At 53.1% G+C, this 20,997-nt stretch carries 20 protein-coding genes; 9 read left to right on the top strand and 11 right to left on the bottom strand.

All coding sequences use genetic code 11. The features are described from left to right. The first annotated feature begins 11 nt into the window (after positions 1-11). Positions 12-611: a short chain dehydrogenase gene (locus tag CWS43_RS14980; protein WP_101077813.1), complete on the top strand. Its 600-nt coding sequence runs from the start codon at positions 12-14 to the stop codon at positions 609-611. Between the two features lie 66 nt (positions 612-677). Here the strand turns inward: CWS43_RS14980 and mnmE are convergent, their stop codons facing one another. The 5 genes from mnmE to rpmH all read right to left on the bottom strand — a co-directional run bounded on the left by mnmE (position 678) and on the right by rpmH (position 4,523). Continuing rightward, the gene (gene mnmE / locus CWS43_RS14975; protein WP_101077812.1) at positions 678-2,042 is read right to left on the bottom strand and encodes a tRNA uridine-5-carboxymethylaminomethyl(34) synthesis GTPase MnmE; all 1,365 of its coding nucleotides are present in this window, start codon (positions 2,040-2,042) and stop codon (positions 678-680) included. A gap of 104 nt (positions 2,043-2,146) precedes the next feature. Continuing rightward, positions 2,147-3,781 (bottom strand): membrane protein insertase YidC, encoded by a 1,635-nt coding sequence (gene yidC / locus CWS43_RS14970; protein ID WP_101077811.1) that lies wholly within the window; start codon positions 3,779-3,781, stop codon positions 2,147-2,149. Between the two features lie 2 nt (positions 3,782-3,783). Further along, on the bottom strand, positions 3,784-4,041 hold the full coding sequence (gene yidD, locus CWS43_RS14965; protein ID WP_095924029.1) for a membrane protein insertion efficiency factor YidD: 258 nt from the start codon (positions 4,039-4,041) through the stop codon (positions 3,784-3,786). Continuing rightward, positions 4,005-4,364 carry a ribonuclease P protein component gene (rnpA, locus tag CWS43_RS14960; RefSeq protein ID WP_101077810.1) on the bottom strand — a complete coding sequence of 120 codons (360 nt, stop codon included), beginning with the start codon at positions 4,362-4,364 and terminating at the stop codon, positions 4,005-4,007. Before rnpA ends, yidD begins: the two co-directional genes overlap by 37 nt. Before the next feature lie 18 nt (positions 4,365-4,382). Beyond that, positions 4,383-4,523 carry a 50S ribosomal protein L34 gene (rpmH, locus tag CWS43_RS14955; protein ID WP_009637487.1) on the bottom strand — a complete coding sequence of 47 codons (141 nt, stop codon included), beginning with the start codon at positions 4,521-4,523 and terminating at the stop codon, positions 4,383-4,385. Between the two features lie 685 nt (positions 4,524-5,208). Between rpmH and dnaA the strand changes: the two genes are divergently transcribed. The 6 genes from dnaA (at position 5,209) to CWS43_RS14925 (ending at position 13,468) form a co-directional block, all read left to right on the top strand. Continuing rightward, positions 5,209-6,600, top strand: a complete 1,392-nt coding sequence (gene dnaA, locus CWS43_RS14950) for a chromosomal replication initiator protein DnaA (protein ID WP_101077809.1) — start codon at positions 5,209-5,211, stop codon at positions 6,598-6,600. 4 nt (positions 6,601-6,604) lie between these two features. After that, complete coding sequence (dnaN, locus tag CWS43_RS14945; protein ID WP_101077808.1) at positions 6,605-7,705, top strand: DNA polymerase III subunit beta; 1,101 nt, start codon at positions 6,605-6,607, stop codon at positions 7,703-7,705. Positions 7,706-7,714: 9 nt separating this feature from the next. Beyond that, positions 7,715-8,803 carry a DNA replication/repair protein RecF gene (gene recF / locus CWS43_RS14940; RefSeq protein WP_101077807.1) on the top strand — a complete coding sequence of 363 codons (1,089 nt, stop codon included), beginning with the start codon at positions 7,715-7,717 and terminating at the stop codon, positions 8,801-8,803. A 19-nt stretch (positions 8,804-8,822) separates the two neighbouring features. After that, positions 8,823-11,237: a DNA topoisomerase (ATP-hydrolyzing) subunit B gene (gyrB, locus tag CWS43_RS14935; RefSeq protein ID WP_101077806.1), complete on the top strand. Its 2,415-nt coding sequence runs from the start codon at positions 8,823-8,825 to the stop codon at positions 11,235-11,237. Between the two features lie 143 nt (positions 11,238-11,380). After that, positions 11,381-12,196 (top strand): sugar-phosphatase, encoded by an 816-nt coding sequence (yidA, locus tag CWS43_RS14930; protein ID WP_101077805.1) that lies wholly within the window; start codon positions 11,381-11,383, stop codon positions 12,194-12,196. Between the two features lie 9 nt (positions 12,197-12,205). Then, positions 12,206-13,468: a DUF3748 domain-containing protein gene (locus tag CWS43_RS14925; protein ID WP_101077804.1), complete on the top strand. Its 1,263-nt coding sequence runs from the start codon at positions 12,206-12,208 to the stop codon at positions 13,466-13,468. 46 nt (positions 13,469-13,514) lie between these two features. Here the strand turns inward: CWS43_RS14925 and CWS43_RS14920 are convergent, their stop codons facing one another. Further along, positions 13,515-13,892 (bottom strand): YceK/YidQ family lipoprotein, encoded by a 378-nt coding sequence (locus tag CWS43_RS14920; RefSeq protein ID WP_101077803.1) that lies wholly within the window; start codon positions 13,890-13,892, stop codon positions 13,515-13,517. A gap of 379 nt (positions 13,893-14,271) precedes the next feature. Between CWS43_RS14920 and ibpA the strand changes: the two genes are divergently transcribed. Next, complete coding sequence (gene ibpA / locus CWS43_RS14915; protein ID WP_101077802.1) at positions 14,272-14,682, top strand: small heat shock chaperone IbpA; 411 nt, start codon at positions 14,272-14,274, stop codon at positions 14,680-14,682. Between the two features lie 118 nt (positions 14,683-14,800). Next, positions 14,801-15,235: a small heat shock chaperone IbpB gene (gene ibpB, locus CWS43_RS14910; protein ID WP_101077801.1), complete on the top strand. Its 435-nt coding sequence runs from the start codon at positions 14,801-14,803 to the stop codon at positions 15,233-15,235. 75 nt (positions 15,236-15,310) lie between these two features. Here ibpB and CWS43_RS14905 read toward each other — a convergent pair whose 3' ends face one another. The 5 genes from CWS43_RS14905 to CWS43_RS14885 form a co-directional block, all read right to left on the bottom strand. After that, positions 15,311-16,561, bottom strand: a complete 1,251-nt coding sequence (locus CWS43_RS14905; RefSeq protein WP_101077800.1) for a valine--pyruvate transaminase — start codon at positions 16,559-16,561, stop codon at positions 15,311-15,313. A gap of 131 nt (positions 16,562-16,692) precedes the next feature. Continuing rightward, positions 16,693-17,670, bottom strand: a complete 978-nt coding sequence (ghrB, locus tag CWS43_RS14900) for a glyoxylate/hydroxypyruvate reductase GhrB (protein ID WP_101077799.1) — start codon at positions 17,668-17,670, stop codon at positions 16,693-16,695. Positions 17,671-17,684: 14 nt separating this feature from the next. After that, positions 17,685-18,962 carry an MFS transporter gene (locus CWS43_RS14895; RefSeq protein ID WP_101077798.1) on the bottom strand — a complete coding sequence of 426 codons (1,278 nt, stop codon included), beginning with the start codon at positions 18,960-18,962 and terminating at the stop codon, positions 17,685-17,687. A 28-nt stretch (positions 18,963-18,990) separates the two neighbouring features. Then, positions 18,991-19,740 (bottom strand): sugar phosphate isomerase/epimerase, encoded by a 750-nt coding sequence (locus tag CWS43_RS14890; RefSeq protein WP_101077797.1) that lies wholly within the window; start codon positions 19,738-19,740, stop codon positions 18,991-18,993. Positions 19,741-19,952: 212 nt separating this feature from the next. Then, positions 19,953-20,987: a LacI family DNA-binding transcriptional regulator gene (locus tag CWS43_RS14885; RefSeq protein ID WP_101077796.1), complete on the bottom strand. Its 1,035-nt coding sequence runs from the start codon at positions 20,985-20,987 to the stop codon at positions 19,953-19,955. Between the last annotated feature and the right edge of the window lie 10 nt (positions 20,988-20,997).

The raw sequence follows: 20,997 nt of genomic DNA, 5'->3' as shown, positions 1-20,997 counted from the left end.
AGGAATAAAAAATGAAAATCTTAGTCATTGGCGGTACGGGCACATTGGGTAAAGCCGTGGTCAGCGCGTTAGGCGACAACCATAACGTCATCACCGCAGGCAAAACGCACGGCGATTTTCAGGTGGATATCACCGATGAAAGCAGCGTGAAAGCGCTTTTTGCCCGCACCGGTAAACTCGACGCGATTATCTCCACGACCGGCAGCCTGCATTTTGGTCCGCTGGAAGAAATGACGGCAGAACACTTTAATACCGGTTTGCAGGATAAGTTGCTCGGGCAAGTGCGTATCGCGCTGATCGGCAATGCGTTTCTCAACGATGGCGGTTCAATCACATTGACCAGCGGTATCGTTGCCGATGAACCCATCCGTCAGGGCGCAAATGCAACGGCAGTAAACGCCGCAGTAGAAGGCTTTGTGCGTGCAGCCGCGATTGAATTGCCGCGAGGCTTGCGCATCAATGGCGTCAGCCCGACGGTCGTTGAAGAATCTCTCGAAGGTTACGGCCCGTTCTTCCCGGGCTTTGAAGCGGCCCCGGCGGCGCGCGTGGCAAAAGCCTATGTGCGCAGCGTGGAAGGCGCACAAACCGGGCGTATTTATAAAATCTGGTAATATAACTTTCTGAATGGCATAAAAAAGCCCGCAACAGTCGCGGGCTTTTCTGCATTCTTCCGGTCGTTATTTCCCGATACAGAAACTTGAGAAAATACGGCCCAGTAAATCGTCGGACGTGAACTCGCCGGTGATTTCACTCAGCGACTGCTGCGCAAGACGCAACTCTTCTGCCAGTAATTCACCCGCCCACGCGCCAAGCAGCTGATCCTTACCCTGAACCAGATGTTGCGCAGCCTCTTCCAGTGCCTGTAAGTGACGACGACGGGCAAGGAATCCGCCTTCCATGTTGTGATTAAAGCCCATCACCTGTTTCAGATGATCGCGCAGCAAATCCACGCCGTCGCCAGTGCGGGCAGAAAGGCGAATAAGTGAGTGACCATTCACTTCGGTTTGCCCCAACGCTTCGCCGGTAATATCGGCTTTATTGCGTACCACGACAATCGGCAGGGAAGCCGGAAGGCGCGCCATAAATTCCGGCCAGATATCTGCCGGTTCAGTTGCCGGGGTGGTGGTGCCATCAACCATAAACAATACTAAGTCTGCCTGTTCGATCTCATTCCACGCACGTTCGATACCGATACGTTCTACTTCATCGCTGGCTTCGCGCAAACCGGCGGTATCAATGATGTGCAATGGCATGCCGTCGAGGTGAATATGCTCGCGCAGAACGTCGCGCGTAGTACCCGCGATGTCGGTCACAATCGCTGCTTCGCGACCGGCCAGCGCGTTCAGCAGGCTGGATTTACCGGCGTTCGGGCGTCCGGCAATCACTACTTTCATCCCTTCACGCAGCAGGCTGCCCTGACGGGCTTCTGCGCGGACAGCATCCAGATCGCCCATCACGGTGTTAAGTTTGGCTTCGATTTTGCCATCGGACAGGAAGTCGATTTCCTCATCCGGGAAGTCGATGGCTGCTTCGACAAAGATTCTCAGGTGAGTGAGTGCTTCCACTAAATGATGAATACGCTGCGAGAAAGCGCCCTGAAGCGAGTTCACCGCCGAGCGTGCGGCCTGTTCAGAGCTTGCATCAATCAGATCGGCAATCGCTTCAGCCTGTGCCAGATCCAGCTTGTCGTTAAGAAACGCACGTTCAGAAAACTCACCCGGACGCGCGATACGCACATTTTCCAGCGCGACAATCCGCTTGAGCAGCAGGTCGAGAATGACCGGGCCGCCGTGGCCTTGCAGTTCCAGTACGTCTTCGCCGGTAAAGGAGTTCGGGCCGGGGAACCACAGCGCAATCCCCTGATCCAGCGTGCTGCCGTCTGCGTCCTGAAACGGCAGATAATCGGCATAACGAGGTTTGGGCAGTTTACCTAAGACAGCCTGTGCCACATCACGCGCCGCACGGCCGGAAATGCGCAAAATGCCAACGCCACCGCGACCGGGAGGTGTTGCCTGGGCAATAATGGTATCTGAGGTACTCATAGCAATTGTCTCTTTCTGAATATGCAAAAAGGCGGTCTCGATGACCGCCTTCGTGTCTTAATCATGAGTGTAGCGGTCAGGACGGGAAACGCCCTGACGCGGACTTATGACTTTTTCTTGTCGCGGCTGTGCAGGCCACGTTTTTCCAGCCCGCGATAAATCAGCTGTTGCTGGAGGATGGTTACCAGGTTACTGACGATGTAGTACACCACCAGGCCGGACGGGAACCACAGGAAGAACACGGTGAAGATGACCGGCATGAAGGTCATGATCTTCTGCTGCATCGGGTCAGTGACGGTGGTCGGCGACATCTTCTGAATGAAGAACATCGTGATACCCATCAGAACCGGCAGAATGTAGTACGGGTCTTGCGCTGACAGGTCATGGATCCACAAGATGAATGGCGCGTGGCGCAATTCAATGGAGCCAGACAGCATGTAATACAGTGCCAGGAAGATTGGCATCTGGATAACCAGCGGCAGACAACCGCCCAGCGGGTTCACTTTCTCAGACTTATACAGCGCCATCATTTCCTGACTCATGCGCTGTTTGTCATCACCAATACGTTCACGCATGGCGGCCAGTTTTGGCTGCAACATACGCATTTTCGCCATCGACGTGTACTGAGCACGGGTCAGCGGGTACATGATGCCGCGCACGATGAAGGTGATAACAATGATTGAGAAGCCCCAGTTACCGACAAAACCTTGAATGAATTTCAAGAGCTTGAACAGTGGCTGAGAGATGAACCATAACCAACCGTAATCGACCGTCAGGTCAAGGTGAGGCGCGATAGCGGCCATCTTGTCCTGAATTTCAGGGCCAACCCACAGGGTGGAAGCAACCTGCTGTTGTGCGCCAGGAGCAACGGTAAACGGAGTACCTTTGAAGCCAATCGAAGAAATGCCGTTATTGGTCGTCGTAAAGAATGTATTGGTATCTTTCGCAGATGGGATCCACGCCGTTGCAAAATACTGCTGCAACATAGCGACCCAACCACCCTGTGTGGTGACATTCAGCGCTTCGCTTTTATCAAACGCGTACTTCTGATACTTGTCATCACTTGAGGAGTATGCCGCGCCGCGGAATGTATGCAGCGCAAAGTTATTGCTGCCGGTATCACGGTGCTTAGGCAAATCAGTGGTTTGTTTGAGCTGGCCAAACAGGGTCAGTTCAAGCGGAGCTGGCGAGGTGTTATTGATATTGTATTCAACATTAATCGCGTAAGAGCCACGTTTGATGATGAAGGTTTTGGTGTAAATCACACCGTTCGCCGCAGTATACGTCATCGGAATACGCAGTTCAGACTGGCCTTCAGCCATCGTGAAGGTATCCGAGCTGGTCTGGAACAGAGGGCGTTCGCCGTTCGCCGGATTATCTGGACCGTTTTTACCCGTCAGGCCGCTTTGTGCCTGATAGAGGAAATTAGGCGTGGTTTCCAGTAACTGGAAAGGCTGGTCAGAGCCCAAAGATGTTGGGTAAGCAGTCAGCAGAGCCTGCTCAATGTCGCCACCACGGGTGTTGATCGTTAATGACAGCACATCACTGTTAACTGTAATTAATTTGCCCTGTCCGCTACCAGGAACAGCCTGGTTAGCAGCATCACCGTTTGCAGTGTTCGCAGTCTGTTGCGTGGTCTGGTTGGCGGGTTGCGGAGCGTGGTCCGTTTGCCATGCCTGCCAGATCATGAAAGACACGAACAGCAGAGCGATGAGGAAAAGATTGCGTTGCGAATCCATCGTTAGTGTTCTCTGTTATTGTCGGTTTTCGGCGGTACGGGGTCATCACCACCTGGGTTCAAAGGATGGCATTTTAATACGCGTTTCAAAGTCAACCAACTGCCTTTTAACATGCCAAAACGACCAATTGCTTCAATACCGTATTGAGAGCAGGTTGGTCGAAAGCGGCAATGTGGCCCGAGCAACGGACTGATGAATAACTGATAACCACGTATCAGTTTAATCAGGATGCGGGAGCCTGTCGGCAATGTCGACGCCATAATTTCTCCAACGCTTCCGTCAGCGCATGATTATCTAAATCAGCGACACCCTTCTTGGCGACTACCACAAAATCCATCGACGGCAGCGTATGCTGATTCAACCGGAAGCTTTCGCGGGTCAGGCGTTTGATTCGGTTGCGTTCATGTGCGCGTTTGACGTGTTTTTTTGCGACGGTGAGACCGATGCGGGGATGCCCCAGCTCGTTCAGGCGGCCGAGTATGGTGATTTGCGGCGTGCCAGCCCGTTGTGGCTGCTGGAAGACGAAAGTGAAATGACGGGGAGTTAACAAACGTAACTCCCTGGGAAAAGCGAGCTTAACCACTAAATAGGTTAGCTTTTATTACTTAGAAGCTGACAGACGGGTACGGCCTTTCGCACGACGGCGAGCCAGAACCTGACGACCATTTTTGGTGGCCATACGAGCACGGAAGCCGTGGCTACGGTTGCGCTTCAATACGGACGGTTGGAAAGTGCGTTTCATGGCGATTTCTACCTAAACTTAAATTATTACTGATCAGTAAACGCGAAGACATTTCGGCGAAAATACGACCGATGCCTTTGTCGCAACATATAAAGAAGCGGGATTGTAATAACTGTACAGTCCTGAGTCAATTTACATTGCCAGAAATGGCTCAAGTGTTTACCAGAATGGCCCGTGGTCACACCGCAATATCCATCTGGTTATGACCATCAGGAACACAGGCTTCACACGTAGGGCTGAGGATTATACGGACTCTGTCATAAATCGCAAGGATCCTCGGCTGATCCTTATCCACAGGGGTGAGATCTTTCTCCCAATCTGACGAAAATAGCGTCAGCGGACTCCTATTTTTTCACCAGAGTGATGATTACATCGCCTAATTTTAAAAGGATCGGCTAAGCTTACCCACTTGTCGATCGGTGCCTGTGGATAAAAAGGATCTAAACTCTCAGGAAGAGGAGGATCTCTGTGTCGGATTGCGCTATGATCCGCCATTCCGATCGTGATCCTGACAGGGCACTTTCGACAACAAACCGCAAAGAGCGGTTCGCACGTGACTTTACGCCACTGACAGGGTGGTGAGAGAAAATTCCCCCATTGCCCGGCGGAACGTGTGCCAAAAATCATGATTTAAAAAATATCCTGATCCTTTTCTTTTTTGATACTTGTTCGAGTGGAGTCCGCCGTGTCACTTTCGCTTTGGCAGCAATGTCTTGCCCGTTTGCAGGATGAACTACCTGCCACAGAATTCAGTATGTGGATACGCCCCCTACAGGCGGAACTCAACGACAATACGCTGGCGCTGTACGCCCCGAATCGTTTTGTCCTGGATTGGGTTCGTGACAAATACTTAAACAATATTAACGGCTTGCTTAACGATTTCTGTGGCACGGATGCTCCGTTGCTGCGTTTTGAAGTCGGCAGCAAGCCGGTGATTCAACGCGTCAGTCAGCCTGTCGCGGCCAGCGTCAGCTCACAGGCTGCGCCGGCGATCCCACGTCTGGCTCCATCCCGCCCAAGCTGGGACAGTTCCCCGGCTCAGCCCGAACTTTCTTACCGTTCTAACGTCAACCCGAAACATACTTTTGACAACTTCGTTGAAGGTAAATCAAACCAGCTGGCTCGCGCGGCGGCGCGTCAGGTGGCTGATAATCCGGGGGGCGCGTACAACCCGCTTTTCCTTTATGGCGGCACTGGTTTGGGTAAAACCCACTTATTACACGCGGTCGGTAACGGCATCATGGCTCGCAAGGCCAACGCAAAAGTGGTGTACATGCATTCAGAGCGTTTTGTGCAGGACATGGTAAAAGCCCTGCAAAACAACGCCATTGAAGAGTTCAAACGGTACTACCGTTCCGTCGATGCGTTGCTCATCGATGACATCCAATTCTTTGCTAATAAAGAACGTTCACAGGAAGAATTCTTCCACACCTTTAATGCGCTGCTGGAAGGCAATCAGCAGATCATCCTGACCTCTGACCGCTATCCGAAAGAGATCAACGGTGTTGAAGATCGTCTGAAATCGCGTTTCGGCTGGGGCCTGACGGTGGCGATCGAGCCGCCGGAATTAGAAACCCGCGTGGCGATCCTGATGAAAAAGGCCGACGAGAACGATATCCGTCTGCCGGGCGAAGTGGCGTTCTTTATTGCAAAACGTCTGCGTTCCAATGTGCGTGAGCTTGAAGGCGCACTGAACCGTGTAATCGCCAATGCCAACTTTACTGGCCGTGCGATTACCATCGACTTCGTTCGTGAAGCGCTGCGCGATTTACTGGCGCTTCAGGAGAAGCTGGTCACTATCGATAATATTCAGAAAACAGTGGCCGAATATTATAAAATCAAGGTCGCTGACCTGCTCTCCAAACGGCGTTCCCGTTCGGTAGCCCGCCCACGCCAGATGGCGATGGCGCTGGCGAAAGAGCTGACCAACCACAGCCTGCCAGAAATCGGCGATGCGTTCGGTGGTCGGGACCATACCACGGTGTTGCACGCCTGCCGGAAAATCGAGCAGTTGCGTGAAGAAAATCACGACATCAAAGAAGATTTCTCCAACTTAATCAGAACATTATCTTCCTAGCGCTATGAAATTTATTGTTGAACGTGAGCACTTGCTGAAACCACTGCAACAGGTCAGTAGCCCGCTGGGTGGACGACCGACGTTGCCAATTCTGGGTAACCTGTTATTGCAGGTGACGGATGGCGCGTTGTCGCTGACCGGGACGGATTTAGAAATGGAGATGGTGGCGAAAGTCGCACTGTCTCAGCCACATGAAGCGGGTGCCACAACGGTTCCTGCGCGTAAATTCTTTGATATCTGCCGTGGGTTGCCCGAAGGTGCGGAAATTTCCGTCGCGCTCGACGGCGACCGCATGTTGGTAAAATCAGGCCGCAGCCGTTTCTCGCTGTCGACCCTGCCGGCAACAGATTTCCCTAATCTCGACGACTGGCAAAGCGAGGTGGAATTCACCTTGCCGCAGGCGACGTTGAAACGTTTGATCGAAGCCACGCAGTTTTCCATGGCACATCAGGACGTCCGTTATTATTTAAACGGCATGCTGTTTGAAACCGAAGGCGAAGAGCTGCGTACCGTGGCAACCGACGGCCACCGTCTGGCTGTTTGTTCAATGCCGGTTGGTCAGTCATTGCCTTCGCATTCGGTGATCGTGCCTCGTAAAGGTGTGATGGAACTGGTGCGTTTGCTCGACGGCGGCGACACCACGCTGCAACTGCAAATCGGCAGCAATAATATCCGTGCGCACGTCGGTGACTTCATTTTTACGTCCAAACTGGTTGATGGCCGTTTCCCTGATTATCGCCGCGTATTGCCGAAGAATCCGGACAAAACGTTGCAGGCAGGTTGCGATCTGCTGAAACAGGCCTTTGCCCGTGCGGCCATTCTTTCTAATGAAAAATTCCGTGGCGTGCGTTTGTATGTCAGCCATAACCAGCTGAAAATCACCGCCAATAACCCGGAACAGGAAGAAGCAGAAGAAATTCTGGATGTTGGCTACGAAGGGACCGAAATGGAAATCGGCTTCAACGTCAGCTACGTGCTGGATGTGCTGAATGCGCTCAAGTGCGAAGACGTGAATCTGCTGCTGACCGATTCGGTTTCCAGCGTGCAGATCGAAGACGCTGCGAGCCAGTCGGCCGCGTACGTTGTCATGCCGATGAGGCTCTAGTCTGAATTAATGGCCTTAACGCGCTTACTGATAAAAGATTTCCGCAACATCGAGGCGGCGGATTTAGATCCCTCGCCGGGTTTTAACTTTCTCGTTGGTCCCAACGGCAGCGGTAAAACCAGCGTGCTCGAGGCGGTGTATACGCTCGGGCATGGCCGCGCTTTTCGCAGTTTGCAGGCCGGGCGCGTCATTCGTCACGATCAGCCTGAATTTGTGCTGCATGCGCGCGTCGATGACGGCGGCGACCGTGAAGTATCGATTGGCCTGAGCAAGAGCCGTCAGGGCGACAGTAAGGTGCGTATCGATGGCAGCGACGGGCACAAAGTGTCTGAGTTGGCGCAGATGTTGCCGATGCAACTTATCACGCCCGAAGGCTTCACCCTGCTCAATGGCGGGCCGAAGTACCGGCGGGCGTTTATCGACTGGGGTTGTTTCCATCACGATCCCGGTTTTTTTATCGCCTGGAGCAACCTGAGACGGTTACTCAAGCAACGCAACGCCGCGCTGCGACAGGTGAGTCGCTATGCGCAAATTCGTGCCTGGGATCAGGAACTGATCCCGTTAGCCGAGCGTATTAGCGAATGGCGGGCGGCGTACAGCGAAGCGATCGCGGCTGATATCAGCGCGACCTGCGCGCAATTCCTGCCAGAATTCGCCCTTAGTTTTTCTTTCCAGCGTGGATGGGACAGGGAAACCGAGTATGGCGAATTGCTGGAGCGTAATTTTGAACGCGACAGAGCCTTAACCTATACCGCATCAGGCCCACACAAAGCGGATTTCCGCATTCGTGCCGACGGCACGCCGGTGGAAGATTTACTGTCCCGTGGGCAGCTGAAATTACTGATGTGTGCGCTCCGGTTAGCGCAGGGTGAGTTTCTCACCCGACAGAGCGGGCGGCGTTGCCTGTATCTTCTTGACGATTTTGCCTCCGAGCTGGATGCCGACAGACGTCGGTTGCTGGCGGATCGCCTGAAAGCCACCCAGGCACAGGTTTTTGTCAGTGCGATAAGCGCTGAGCAAGTGACCGACATGATGGGTGAAAAGGGCAAGATGTTCCGCGTGGAACAAGGTAAAATAGCCGTTCTATCACAGGACTAAAAATGAGCGAGAAACGTTGATGTCGAATTCTTATGACTCCTCAAGTATCAAGGTATTAAAAGGGCTGGACGCGGTGCGTAAGCGCCCCGGCATGTATATCGGCGATACCGATGACGGCACTGGTCTGCACCACATGGTATTCGAGGTTGTGGACAACGCTATCGACGAAGCCCTCGCGGGCCACTGTTCAGAGATTCAGGTCACGATCCACGCAGACAACTCTGTCTCCGTGCAGGATGATGGTCGTGGTATTCCTACCGGCATTCATGAAGAAGAGGGCGTTTCTGCTGCTCAGGTCATCATGACCGTTCTGCATGCTGGCGGTAAGTTCGACGATAACTCGTACAAAGTTTCCGGCGGTCTTCATGGCGTGGGTGTTTCCGTCGTTAACGCCTTGTCGGAAAAACTGGAGCTGGTTATCCGCCGCGAAGGCAAAGTGCACACCCAGACTTATGTGCACGGCGAGCCACAGGATCCGCTGAAAGTGATTGGCGATACTGATGTGACGGGCACGACGGTGCGTTTCTGGCCGAGCTTCCAGACCTTCACCAATAACACCGAATTCGAGTATGAAATTCTGGCTAAACGCCTGCGTGAATTGTCATTCCTGAACTCCGGCGTGGCTATCCGTTTGCTGGACAAACGTGACGGCAAAAGCGATCACTTCCACTACGAAGGCGGTATCAAAGCGTTCGTGGAATATCTGAACAAGAACAAAACGCCAATTCACCCGACCGTATTCTATTTCTCCACGGTGAAAGACGATATCGGCGTTGAAGTGGCCTTGCAGTGGAACGACGGCTTCCAGGAAAACATTTACTGCTTTACCAACAACATTCCACAGCGCGATGGCGGGACTCACTTAGCCGGTTTCCGTTCGGCGATGACCCGTACCCTGAACGCGTACATGGATAAAGAAGGTTACAGCAAGAAATCCAAAATCAGTGCCACCGGTGACGATGCCCGTGAAGGCCTGATTGCCGTGGTTTCGGTAAAAGTTCCGGATCCTAAGTTCTCTTCTCAGACCAAAGACAAACTGGTTTCATCTGAAGTGAAAACTGCAGTTGAAACGCTGATGAACGAAAAACTGGTGGATTACCTGATGGAAAACCCGTCAGACGCCAAAATCGTTGTCGGTAAAATCATCGATGCAGCGCGTGCCCGTGAAGCGGCGCGTAAAGCACGTGAAATGACCCGTCGTAAAGGCGCGCTGGATCTGGCAGGTTTGCCGGGCAAACTGGCGGACTGTCAGGAACGCGACCCGGCTCATTCCGAATTGTACTTAGTGGAAGGGGACTCAGCGGGCGGCTCTGCAAAACAAGGCCGTAACCGTAAGAACCAGGCGATTCTGCCGTTGAAAGGTAAAATCCTCAACGTTGAGAAAGCGCGCTTCGACAAAATGCTGTCTTCTCAGGAAGTGGCAACGCTGATCACCGCACTGGGTTGTGGTATCGGCCGTGACGAATACAACCCGGACAAGCTGCGCTATCACAGCATCATCATCATGACCGATGCCGACGTCGATGGTTCACACATCCGTACTCTGCTGCTGACCTTCTTCTACCGTCAGATGCCTGAAATTGTTGAACGTGGTCATGTGTTTATCGCACAGCCGCCGTTGTACAAAGTGAAGAAAGGCAAGCAGGAACAGTACATTAAAGATGACGAAGCAATGGATCAGTATCAGATCTCCATTGCGATGGACGGCGCAACGCTGCACGCCAACGCGCATGCACCGGCACTGGCGGGTGAACCGCTGGAAAAACTGGTGGCCGAACATCACAGCGTGCAGAAAATGATTGGCCGCATGGAACGTCGTTATCCGCGTGCGCTGCTTAACAACCTGATTTATCAGCCAACCTTGCCGGGTGCCGATCTGACCGATCAGGTTAAAGTTCAGGCCTGGATGGAATCGCTGGTCGCTCGTCTCAATGAGAAAGAGCAGCACGGCAGTTCTTACAGTGCGATCGTACGTGAAAATCGCGAACATCAGCTGTTTGAACCGGTTCTGCGTATCCGTACCCATGGCGTCGATACTGATTACGATCTGGATGCTGATTTTATTCAGGGTGGCGAATACCGCAAAATCTGTGCGCTGGGCGAACAACTGCGCGGCCTGATCGAAGAAGACGCCTTCATCGAACGTGGCGAACGCCGTCAGCCCGTGACCAGCTTCGAGCAGGCACTGGAATGGCTGGTGAAAGAGTCGCGTCGCGGTCTGTCGATTCAGCGCTACAAAGGTCTGGGCGAAATGAACCCTGATCAGCTGTGGGAAACCACGATGGATCCTGAGCAACGCCGCATGTTACGTGTGACCGTGAAAGATGCCATTGCCGCTGACCAGTTGTTTACGACGCTGATGGGCGATGCGGTTGAACCGCGCCGCGCCTTCATCGAAGAAAACGCCCTGAAAGCCGCCAATATCGATATCTGATAACAGGATGTGCTGAAATGAGAAAGTCCGAACCGGGAAACCGCTTCGGGCTTTTTTTCGTCTGCAGCCCCCCGCATTCTGACTGGCTTTAGCCCGGCATGTCGCTTAGCATTGAGGAAGATTTTTCAAACTCTGAGGATGCTATGGCTATTGAATTAATTGCAATTGATATGGACGGGACATTGCTCAATCCGCAGCATGAAGTGACTCCTGCCGTAAAAAAAGCGTTATCCGATGCGCGTGCGAAAGGTGTGCAAATCGTTCTGGCGACGGGCCGTCCATTTATCGGCGTGCAGCGTTATCTGATGGAACTGGATTTGCAGCAGGAGGGTTGCTACTGCATTACCAACAACGGTGCACTGGTTCACAATGCGAAAGATGGCAGCGTGATCGCCGAAATATCCCTCAAAATTGAAGATTATCACTACTTCGAACAACTGGCGCGTGAGCTTGGTGTGCATTTCCATGCGCTGACTAAAACCGATCTTTATACCGCGAACCGCCATATCAGCAAATTCAGCGTGCATGAATCCTTCACGACCGGTATTCCGCTTCAGTTTTGCCCGGCGGAAGAAATGGATACATCCCTGACCTTCCCGAAAATCATGATGATTGATGACCCGGAAGTGCTGGATCGCGCCATCAGCCAGCTTCCGCAGGAAGCCAAAGATCGCTACACCATCATGAAAAGCTCACCGTATTTCCTCGAAATCCTGGATAAACGCGTGAATAAAGGCGAAGGCGTTAAAGTACTGGCCGAAAAACTAAGCATTCCGCGCGAAAACGTTATGACGCTGGGCGACCAGGAAAATGACATCGCGATGCTGGAATACGCCGGAATTGGTGTTGCGATGGGCAATGCGCTCGACAGCGTAAAAGCGGTCAGCCAGTTCGTCACCAAAACCAATACCGAAGACGGTGTGGCGTTTGCCGTGAACAAATTTGTGCTGAACGTCTGAGAGAAGGCCATGGAAAAACAGTTAACTTCCGATGCCCGCGGGCATCAGTTGACCAACATTAACATCTGGACGCCGGACAACCAGTGGCTGGTGTACGACGTGCGTCCGCACGGTGGCTCTTTCACCGGTTCGACCATTGAGCGTGTGAATGTGAAAACCGGCGAGACGGAAGTCCTTTATCGCGCTGGTGAAAATGCTCACGTGGGCGTGGTGACAGTCAGCCCGGGCCAGCCAGCCCGTTATGCGTTTATTCATGGCCCGGAAAATCCGGATGACGGCTGGCAATATGATTTCCATCACCGGCGCGGCGTGATTGTTTCTGAGCCACAACGTGCGCAGGCCGTGACGCTCGACGCGATGGACATCACTGCGCCGTTTACGCCCGGCGCTTTGCGTGGCGGCACGCATGTTCACGTTTTCAGCCCGGACGGCTCCCGCCTGAGTTTTACCTACAACGACCACGTTTTGCATGAGCGGGATCCGGCGCAGGATTTACGCAACGTCGGCGTCGCCTTATCTGCACATCCCGTCACGCCGCCAAAACATCATCCACGTGAATACGATGGCAGCCATTTCAGCGTTCTGGTCAGCGAAACAACCGCTAAACCGGAACCCGGCAGCGACGATATTAACCGCGCCTATGAAGAGGGTTGGATTGGGCGCGAGGGGTATTTAAAGCCGGATGGCATCCGTCAGCTCCGGGCGCTGGCTTTTATCGGCGACACGCTTTCCGCAGGCGGCGAAAAGCACCCGGAAATTTTTGTGGTGGATTTACCGGAAGACGACGCGGATTACCTGAAAGCAGGGGGAAAACCGTTGCAGGGAACGCCGGACACGCTGCCTGCGCCACCGGCGGGTGTAAAACAGCGACGCATTACGTTTACCGAAAAAGGCATCGCAGCCCAGCCGCGTCACTGGTTACGGGCTTCGCCGGATGGCAGCCAGATTGCGTTTCTGATGAAGGATGAAAAAGACGTGGTGCAGTTCTGGACGGTATCGCCCAATGGCGGCAAGCCGGTGCAGATCAGCCATTCGGCCAGCGGAATTCAGTCGGCGTTTAGCTGGAGCCCGGACGGAAAATCGATAGCGCTGGTGTGTGACAACAGCGTAATGCGTCTTGATGTGGAAAACGGAGAAATGCACCGGCTGACCGGGAGAACGGAAATCGCGCCGTGTGCGGACGCTGTCGTGTATTCGCCGGATGGCAGCAAAATTGCTTTTATGCGTCAGTGCGGGGAGTTTGCTCAGATCTTCGTGACGGGCAGTCACTAAGCATTTTATCAAACCGGCCAGTTCTGGCCGGTTGCACTTCATTTTTTCACTTCTTGTGTGCCGAAGATTTTTGCCCGCGTGGCGTGGTCGTCATGGGGGGAACATGGTCGATATCAACGCCGTTGCTCAGGGCGATATTATGTTCTTCACTGGCTTTGACGCGATCGCGCGTCGTCACTTTTCCGCTGCGGTAATAATCGTAAGGCAACAATACCGTATCCAGCACGGCGCTGAACGGCAAATCGATTAACAGCAGTGGCGTCATTACCCAACTGGTATCATCGCTTTTCATCATGTTTACATCTGCGCGTGCGCCAGAATAATAGCCGGTATCGCCACCGGTGTGGCTCATCACGCTGGAACAGCCGCTCGTCGCTAAAAAAACGCATCCTGTCATCAGCGGCGTTAGTGCAAATTTCATCATGTTAGAACTCATCTTATGCTGTCAGGCTGAGCTTTTAAGTCAAAGTGACTTATACCACTCAGCACAAAAAATTAACAAAGCAAGCTGTAGCTCTGTGGCTGCGATCTCATTAAGTGTAATTACTATTTGAAATCTTGCAGAAAACTGCCTGTAGTCCCTGGTGTTTTGCCCTACCCGACAGGTATTTTGGCCCCTGTGGTTTAAACAACAACCAAAATTTTTAGTTTTTGAAACTTGAAATTATTCCTTTCGTCTCCATTTTTAATGTACGACGCAGGAAACGATCGCCGGAAGGGATCGGAAATATAAACTGCGTTGCGAGCCTGTCCAATCCGGAAGGCTATTTATATACACTCGCTGAATGTCAGGAGAAGTAGTGATGCGCAATTTTGATTTATCCCCGTTATACCGTTCTGCTATTGGTTTTGACCGTTTATTCAATCTCATCGAATCGGGTCAGAATCAGGGTGGCGGCTATCCCCCTTATAATGTCGAGCTGGTTGATGAAAACCATTACCGGATTGCTATCGCGGTAGCGGGATTTGCCGAATCCGAACTGGACATCACGGCGCAGGACAATATGTTAGTGGTCAAAGGCGCGCATGCACCGTCTGACACAGACCGCACGTATTTATATCAGGGCATTGCTGAGCGTAACTTCGAACGCAAATTCCAGCTGGCCGAACACATTCAAATTAAAGCGGCTAATTTGTCGAATGGTTTGCTGTATATCGATCTGGAACGCATCGTTCCTGAAACGTCCAAACCACGGCGTATCGAGATCCGCTAAGCGTTTATAAAGACAACGCACAAATGAAAAAGTTTAGGCTCGCCGTCAGGGGGCTGAACCGTCACACCCAAATCGGGTGACGGATTAATTAATCTCGCTTCAAAGAAGGAGTTATACAATGCGTAATTATGATATTTCCCCATTACTTCGTCAGTGGATTGGTTTTGATAAATTAGCCAGCTCAATGCAGGGTGCCGATCAGGCTTTCCCGCCGTACAATATTGAAAAGTCTGACGACAATCATTACCGCATTTCACTGGCGCTGGCCGGTTTCCAGCAAAGTGAGCTGAATATTGAAGTGGAAGGCCCGCGCTTAACCGTCAGCGGCACCCCGGCACAGCCAGAAACGAAAGTGGAGTATTTGCATCAGGGGTTAGTGATTAAGCCTTTCACCCTGAGCTTTACGCTGGCAGAGCATATGCATGTGTCGGCCGCCGAGTTTGTCAACGGCCTGCTGCATATCAGCCTGGTGCGTGACGTGCCGGAAGCCTTGCAGCCACAGAAAATAGCGATCGGCACCGAGAAACCTGCACTGGAGAATCAGACAGCGTAATCCGGCACGGTTGGTAAAAACGAAAACAGGAGGACAAATGTCCTCCTGTTTTTTTATGCCTGTCGCGCAGAAAAATTAATTTTCGGCGTGCGCTTTCTCGACTTCTTCCGCCAAAATTTTCACGCCGCGTTCAATTTGTTCGGCGTCCGGCACGTAGTTCATACGCATACACTGATGCGTGTGTGCCCACGGATGCTCCAGCCCCGGGAAGAAATAATCCCCAGGCACCATCAGCACGCCGCGCTGTTTCAGGCGCTGATACAACACTTCAGTGGTAATCGGCAAATCCTTAAACCACAGCCACAGGAAAATCGCGCCTTCCGGTTTGTGGATCAGGCAACGCTCTTCCGGCAGATAGCGGCGCAGCGTGGCGATGGTTTCCTGCACGCGCTGGTAATAAAACGGTTTGATGACTTCCTCGGAAAGCCGTAGTAAATCGCCACGGGCAATCATTTCATTGGCGATTGCTGGCCCGACGCTGCCGGGCGACAGACTGATAATCCCGTTCATATTACTGATCGCTTTGATTATTTTCTCATCGGCAATCACGATGCCGCAGCGTGAACCCGGCAGGCCGAGCTTCGACAGGCTCATGCACAGAATGATATTTGGGTTCCACAGCGGCGTCGCGTCGGTAAACACAATACCCGGGAACGGCACGCCATAGGCGTTATCGATTAATAACGGGATATCTTTTTGCTGCGCCAATGCATCGAGGCGGATCAGCTCTTCGTCGGTAATCACGTTGCCGGTCGGATTGGTCGGGCGGGAAACGCAGATCAGACCGATATCATCGGTAATATTCAGGTGATCAAAATCGACGTGATATTTGAACTGGCCTTCCGGCAGCAATTCAATATTCGGCTTGGCAGAGATAAACAGATTTTCATCCAGGCCTGCGTCGGCGTATCCCAGATATTCCGGTGCCAGCGGGAACAGCACTTTTGACATGCTGCCGTCGGCGCGACGTCCGGCGAACAGGTTAAACAAATAGAAGAAGGCGCTCTGGCTGCCGTTGGTCAGCGCGATATTTTGCGCATCGAGCTGCCAGCCGAGTTCTTTCTGCAACATTTCTGCCAGTGCGTGACGCAGTACGTCCTTGCCCTGCGGGCCATCGTAATTGCACAGTGCTTCGGTCAGCTTGCCCTCGGCCAGCATTTCCGTCAGCAGCGTCTGGAAATAATCCTGCATCTCAGGGATCTGCGCCGGATTACCGCCGCCCAACATCACAGCACCTGGTGTGCGTAAACCGTCATTCATATCGCCCATCAGGCGTGTAATGCCTGAAAAGCGGGTAAATTTGTCACCGAAAGCAGAAAACGTCATAGAAAGCTTTGTATGTTATCGAAATGTGATGACCACCATAACGCCTGCGGCAAAGCAGTGCAATCGGACCACCGGGATTTGAATTTCTCATTCCCTCTCCGTTGATACTGAAAGGGAATGAGAACAGAGGATTACTTCCTGAGGACTTCCGGATTAACGCAGAACTGTTTTACTTCACCGTTCAGGGCCGCAATCAGGTTATCCACCGCGCAGGCCGCCATATCATAGCGGGTCTGATGGGTAGCGGAACCCACATGTGGCAGCGCCACCACGTTTGGCAGGCTCAGCAGCGGGGAATCTTTCGGCAGCGGTTCTTTCTCAAACACGTCCATTCCGGCACCATAAATCGTCCCGTCTTTCAGTGCTTCAATCAGTGCGGGTTCATCAATCACCGGGCCACGACCGGCGCTGACCAGCACGGCGCTGGATTTCATTTTCGCCAGCTGTTCCTTGCCAATCAGATGGAAAGTTTGTTTGGTCATCGGCAGCAGAACACAGACAAAGTCAGATTTCTCCAGCAGTTCGTCCAGCTCACATTTACGTGCGCCAAAACGCTCTTCTGCTTCGGTATGCTGGCTGCGGGCGTTGTACAGAATCGGCATATCAAAACCGAAATGCGCACGTTGCGCGAGCGCCAGGCCGATGCGGCCCATGCCGATAATGCCCATGGTTTTGTGGTGAACATCAATGCTGAACCAGTCGGGTCCGACGTTTTCTGTCCATTCGCCCGCTTTCACTCGTTCGGCCAGATTCACGACACGGCGGGCAGTCGCCAGCACCAGCGCCATCACGGTATCGGCGACCGTATCGGTCAGCGCGGTCGGGGTGTGCATCAGCGGGATTTCACGACGCGTCAGTTCAGCGACGTCAAAATTATCATAGCCGACGGAGCTGGTGGAAACGGCGCGCAGGCGCGGTGCGTGATCCAGCAAATCTTTATCCACCCGCCCGCCTGAGCCGAGTAACCCTTCTGCGTTCTGCAATGCGTCTAAAACCTGCGCACGGTTTTCTTCAGTGATGTCATCAAATTGGGTGATGGCGAAATGCTGTTCCAGGCGTTGCTGCAGGTCTGCGGGTTGTTTCTTATACACAACGATAGACGGCTTCATCAATTACAACTCCCTCAGGTTAAGGAAACTTCTTTTTGTTTCATTTCAGATTGTCGCGGTTTTACCAGCAGGGTTAATCCTGCGGAAACCAGTAACGACACGGCCATAAAAATAAAGGAGGCTGCCGGGCTGCCGGTATTACCGTTCAGATAGCCGACAAACCAGGAACCAAAGAATGAGCCAAGCGCCCCGAGGCTGTTGATTAACGCCATCGCGCCGCCGGAAACATTCTTCGGCAGCATTTCAGGAATGATTGCAAAAAACGGACCATACGGGGCATACATTGCGGCGGCGGCGACCACCAGTAAACTGTACGAAAGCCAGAAATTGTTTGTGCCAACGGCCCATGAACCGAAAAATGCCAGCGCGCCGACCAGTAACAACGGCCAGACAAATAACCGGCGGTTTTGCATTTTGTCTGAGGCCCATGACACGACAATCATCGCGATGGTGGCCGCCAGATAAGGTGCAGAAGAGAGCCAGCCGGCTTCTACCATACCCATCGATTTGCCGTCGCGCAAAATCGACGGCAGCCACAGCACAAAGCCGTATACGCCGATGCTCCAGAAGAAATATTGCAGGCAAAGGAAAATGACGTTCCGCGAGCGGAAGGCTTCGCGATAACCGCCCACCGCCTGAATACTTTCCTGCTCTTTTTCCAGCTGTTCGGCCAGCGCTTTCTTTTCCTGACTGCTCAGCCAGCTGACTTCTTCGGGTTTATCTTTAACGGTGAACCACCAGATAATCGCCCAGATCACCGCCGGAATACCCTCGAAAATAAACATCTCCCGCCAGCCGAATGACTTGATCAGATAGCCGGAAAGCACCGACATCCACAGCACCGTGACCGGATTGCCGAGGATCAGAAACGTATTGGCGCGCGAGCGTTCGGACTTCGTAAACCAGTTGCTGATATACACCAGCATGGCGGGCATGACCGCGGCTTCCACCACGCCCAGTGCGAAACGGATCACCGCCAGCATCGGAATATCGGTGACGACACCGGTGAGTGAGGCGAATCCGCCCCACAGCAATAAACACCAGAAAATCAGCTTTTTAACGCTGCGCCGCTCGGCGTAAACCGTGCCGGGGATTTGGAAGAAGAAATAGCCTAAGAAAAACAGCGCGCCCAGCAGGGATGACATGCCTTTGGTGATGCCCAGATCGTCATTAATGCCCGCCGCCGATGCGAAACTGAAGTTTGAGCGGTCGACATAGGCCAGGCTGTACGTGATGAACACGACCGGCATGATGTACCACCACCGGCGGGTGGCGATCCCGGGCTGTTTCATGGCGATTTCTCCTGATGAGGCATCAGAATTATTTACGCAGCAGTTCGGTGTAGTAACGCGTCACGGCGGTCAGGTCATCCCCTTCCAGCGGGAATTCGATGCCGCGCGGCACATCCTGCGGCAAAATTTTCAGCAAGGGTTCCCAACTGCCATCGCTGTTATCGAGCGCCACGGCGTGCCATTTCCCCGCGCGATTTTCCGCGGCTTTCACATGTACATAACCCACATGTCGCGCCAGACGCTCGGCGGCAGCGGCCGGATCCTGCCCAACCCACAGCCAGTTCGCCATATCAAACGTCAGGCTCAGGGGCAGATGCAGGGATTCCGCGGCAAACGCAAAGGCATTAATGCGCGACAAAATTCCGCAGTCGCTCGACTGGTCATTTTCCACCACCAGTTTGACGCTCTGAGAATTCAGCAGCACGCGCAACGGCGTCAGATCTGCACCCGGTTCGAATTCGCCCAGCGAAAACTTAATGGTGCGGGCACCTAAAACATGCGCTTCGGAAAAATACTGTTTTGCATCCGGATTCAGTTTCCCGCCTGAGATGAACAGCGGGAAGGGCACTGAGTAAACCGAAAACAGTCCGTGGCGCTTAATGTTTTCCGCCAGTTCGGGCAGGGAATTCAGCTCTTCTGCACCGAAGAGTTCGCGACGAATTTCCACACCGTCAGCCTGTGCGTCTGCAATGATAGAAAGCAGCGCGGCCTGCCCGCCAAGGGCCTTCACCACGCTGTTGCCGTAAGCGGCGGTGACAATGACGACTTCTCTTTTCATGCGTGTGTATCCTGGTAAACGCGCCACTGCGGCGGCGCAGGCGATCAAATCCAAAACATCATTTTAGTAAAACAAACGGCAGCCGGAGATGTTGTTAATGTTTTGTTTCGTTTTATACAACCTAATTGGAACCGGTTCCAATCAACAGGAAAAAAGGCCCAAAATATGATCCCGCTCACGAAGAACGGGGAGATAACCGGACAGAAAAAGATTCAGCGCGCCGCCGTGGAACCGCGCGCAATCAGCTCGCCGGAAAATTCCAGGTCAGTGACCGGTTCAGTATTTCCCTGTATGCGGGTCACAAGCCGTTTGAGTGCAGCGACACCCATATCGTAGGTCGGCTGTTTCAGCGTAGTGATCCCGACGCCTGCCAGTTCGGCCCAGACCAGTTCGTCAAAGCCGGATAACCCGATATCAGGCCCCCAGACAATACCGAGGCGGCGCATTGCGCGTGTCACCTGCAGGGTCAGGGTGCCATTTACACACATTACTGCTTTATGTTTATCCGGATGCCGACTGATGAACTCTCTGAGCAGGGTGTCCAGCCCTTCGGTATTACTGATCTCAATCTCGCCCTGTTCAGCGATGTATTGCGGTGATTGCTGCATGCGCTGGAGAAAAGTGCGCAAACGGTCAAAACGGGTATTAATCGTGGCGGGTTCACTGATGAAAAGCAGGGCTTCGAAACCCTGTTGCAGGAGGTGATTGGTCATCATCTGCGTCGCTTCCACGTTGTTCAGACCAATGACGTCGCAGGCGAAATCCGCGACTTTACGGTCGATCAGCACCATCGGTAAATTGGCCTGTTGCAGTGTGGAAATCGCCGCCTCGCGCATACCGACGGCGTTGACCACAATGCCGTCCACGCGATAACTGCTGAGCAATTGCAGGTAATGCTTTTCCTGATCGAGCTCGTTATTGGTATTACAGACCAGCAGCGTCAGCCCTTCCTGACGGCAGGCCGCTTCAACGCCACGCATGACTTCTACAGAATAGGGATTGGTGATATCGGCAATAATCAGCCCGACAAGACGCGTCTGGCCGCTTTTCAGGCTACGGGCCATCTGGCTGGGCTGATAATCGAGCAGGGCGATCGCCCGCCCGATGCGCTCTTTTAACGCGTCGGACAGCAGGTCTTTTTCACCATTGAGATAGCGTGAAACGCTGGTTTTGCCCGTTTTCGCGGCGCTGGCGACATCGCGTATTGTTGCGCGTACCGCCGCGGCCGGTTCCTGTTTTTTGCTCACAACCTTTCCC

This window comes from Rahnella sp. AA (assembly GCF_002834385.1).
Lineage (GTDB): Bacteria > Pseudomonadota > Gammaproteobacteria > Enterobacterales > Enterobacteriaceae > Rahnella.
The sequence above is the reverse complement of the archived record's forward strand: the minus strand, read 5'-3'. Positions and strand labels throughout refer to the sequence as shown.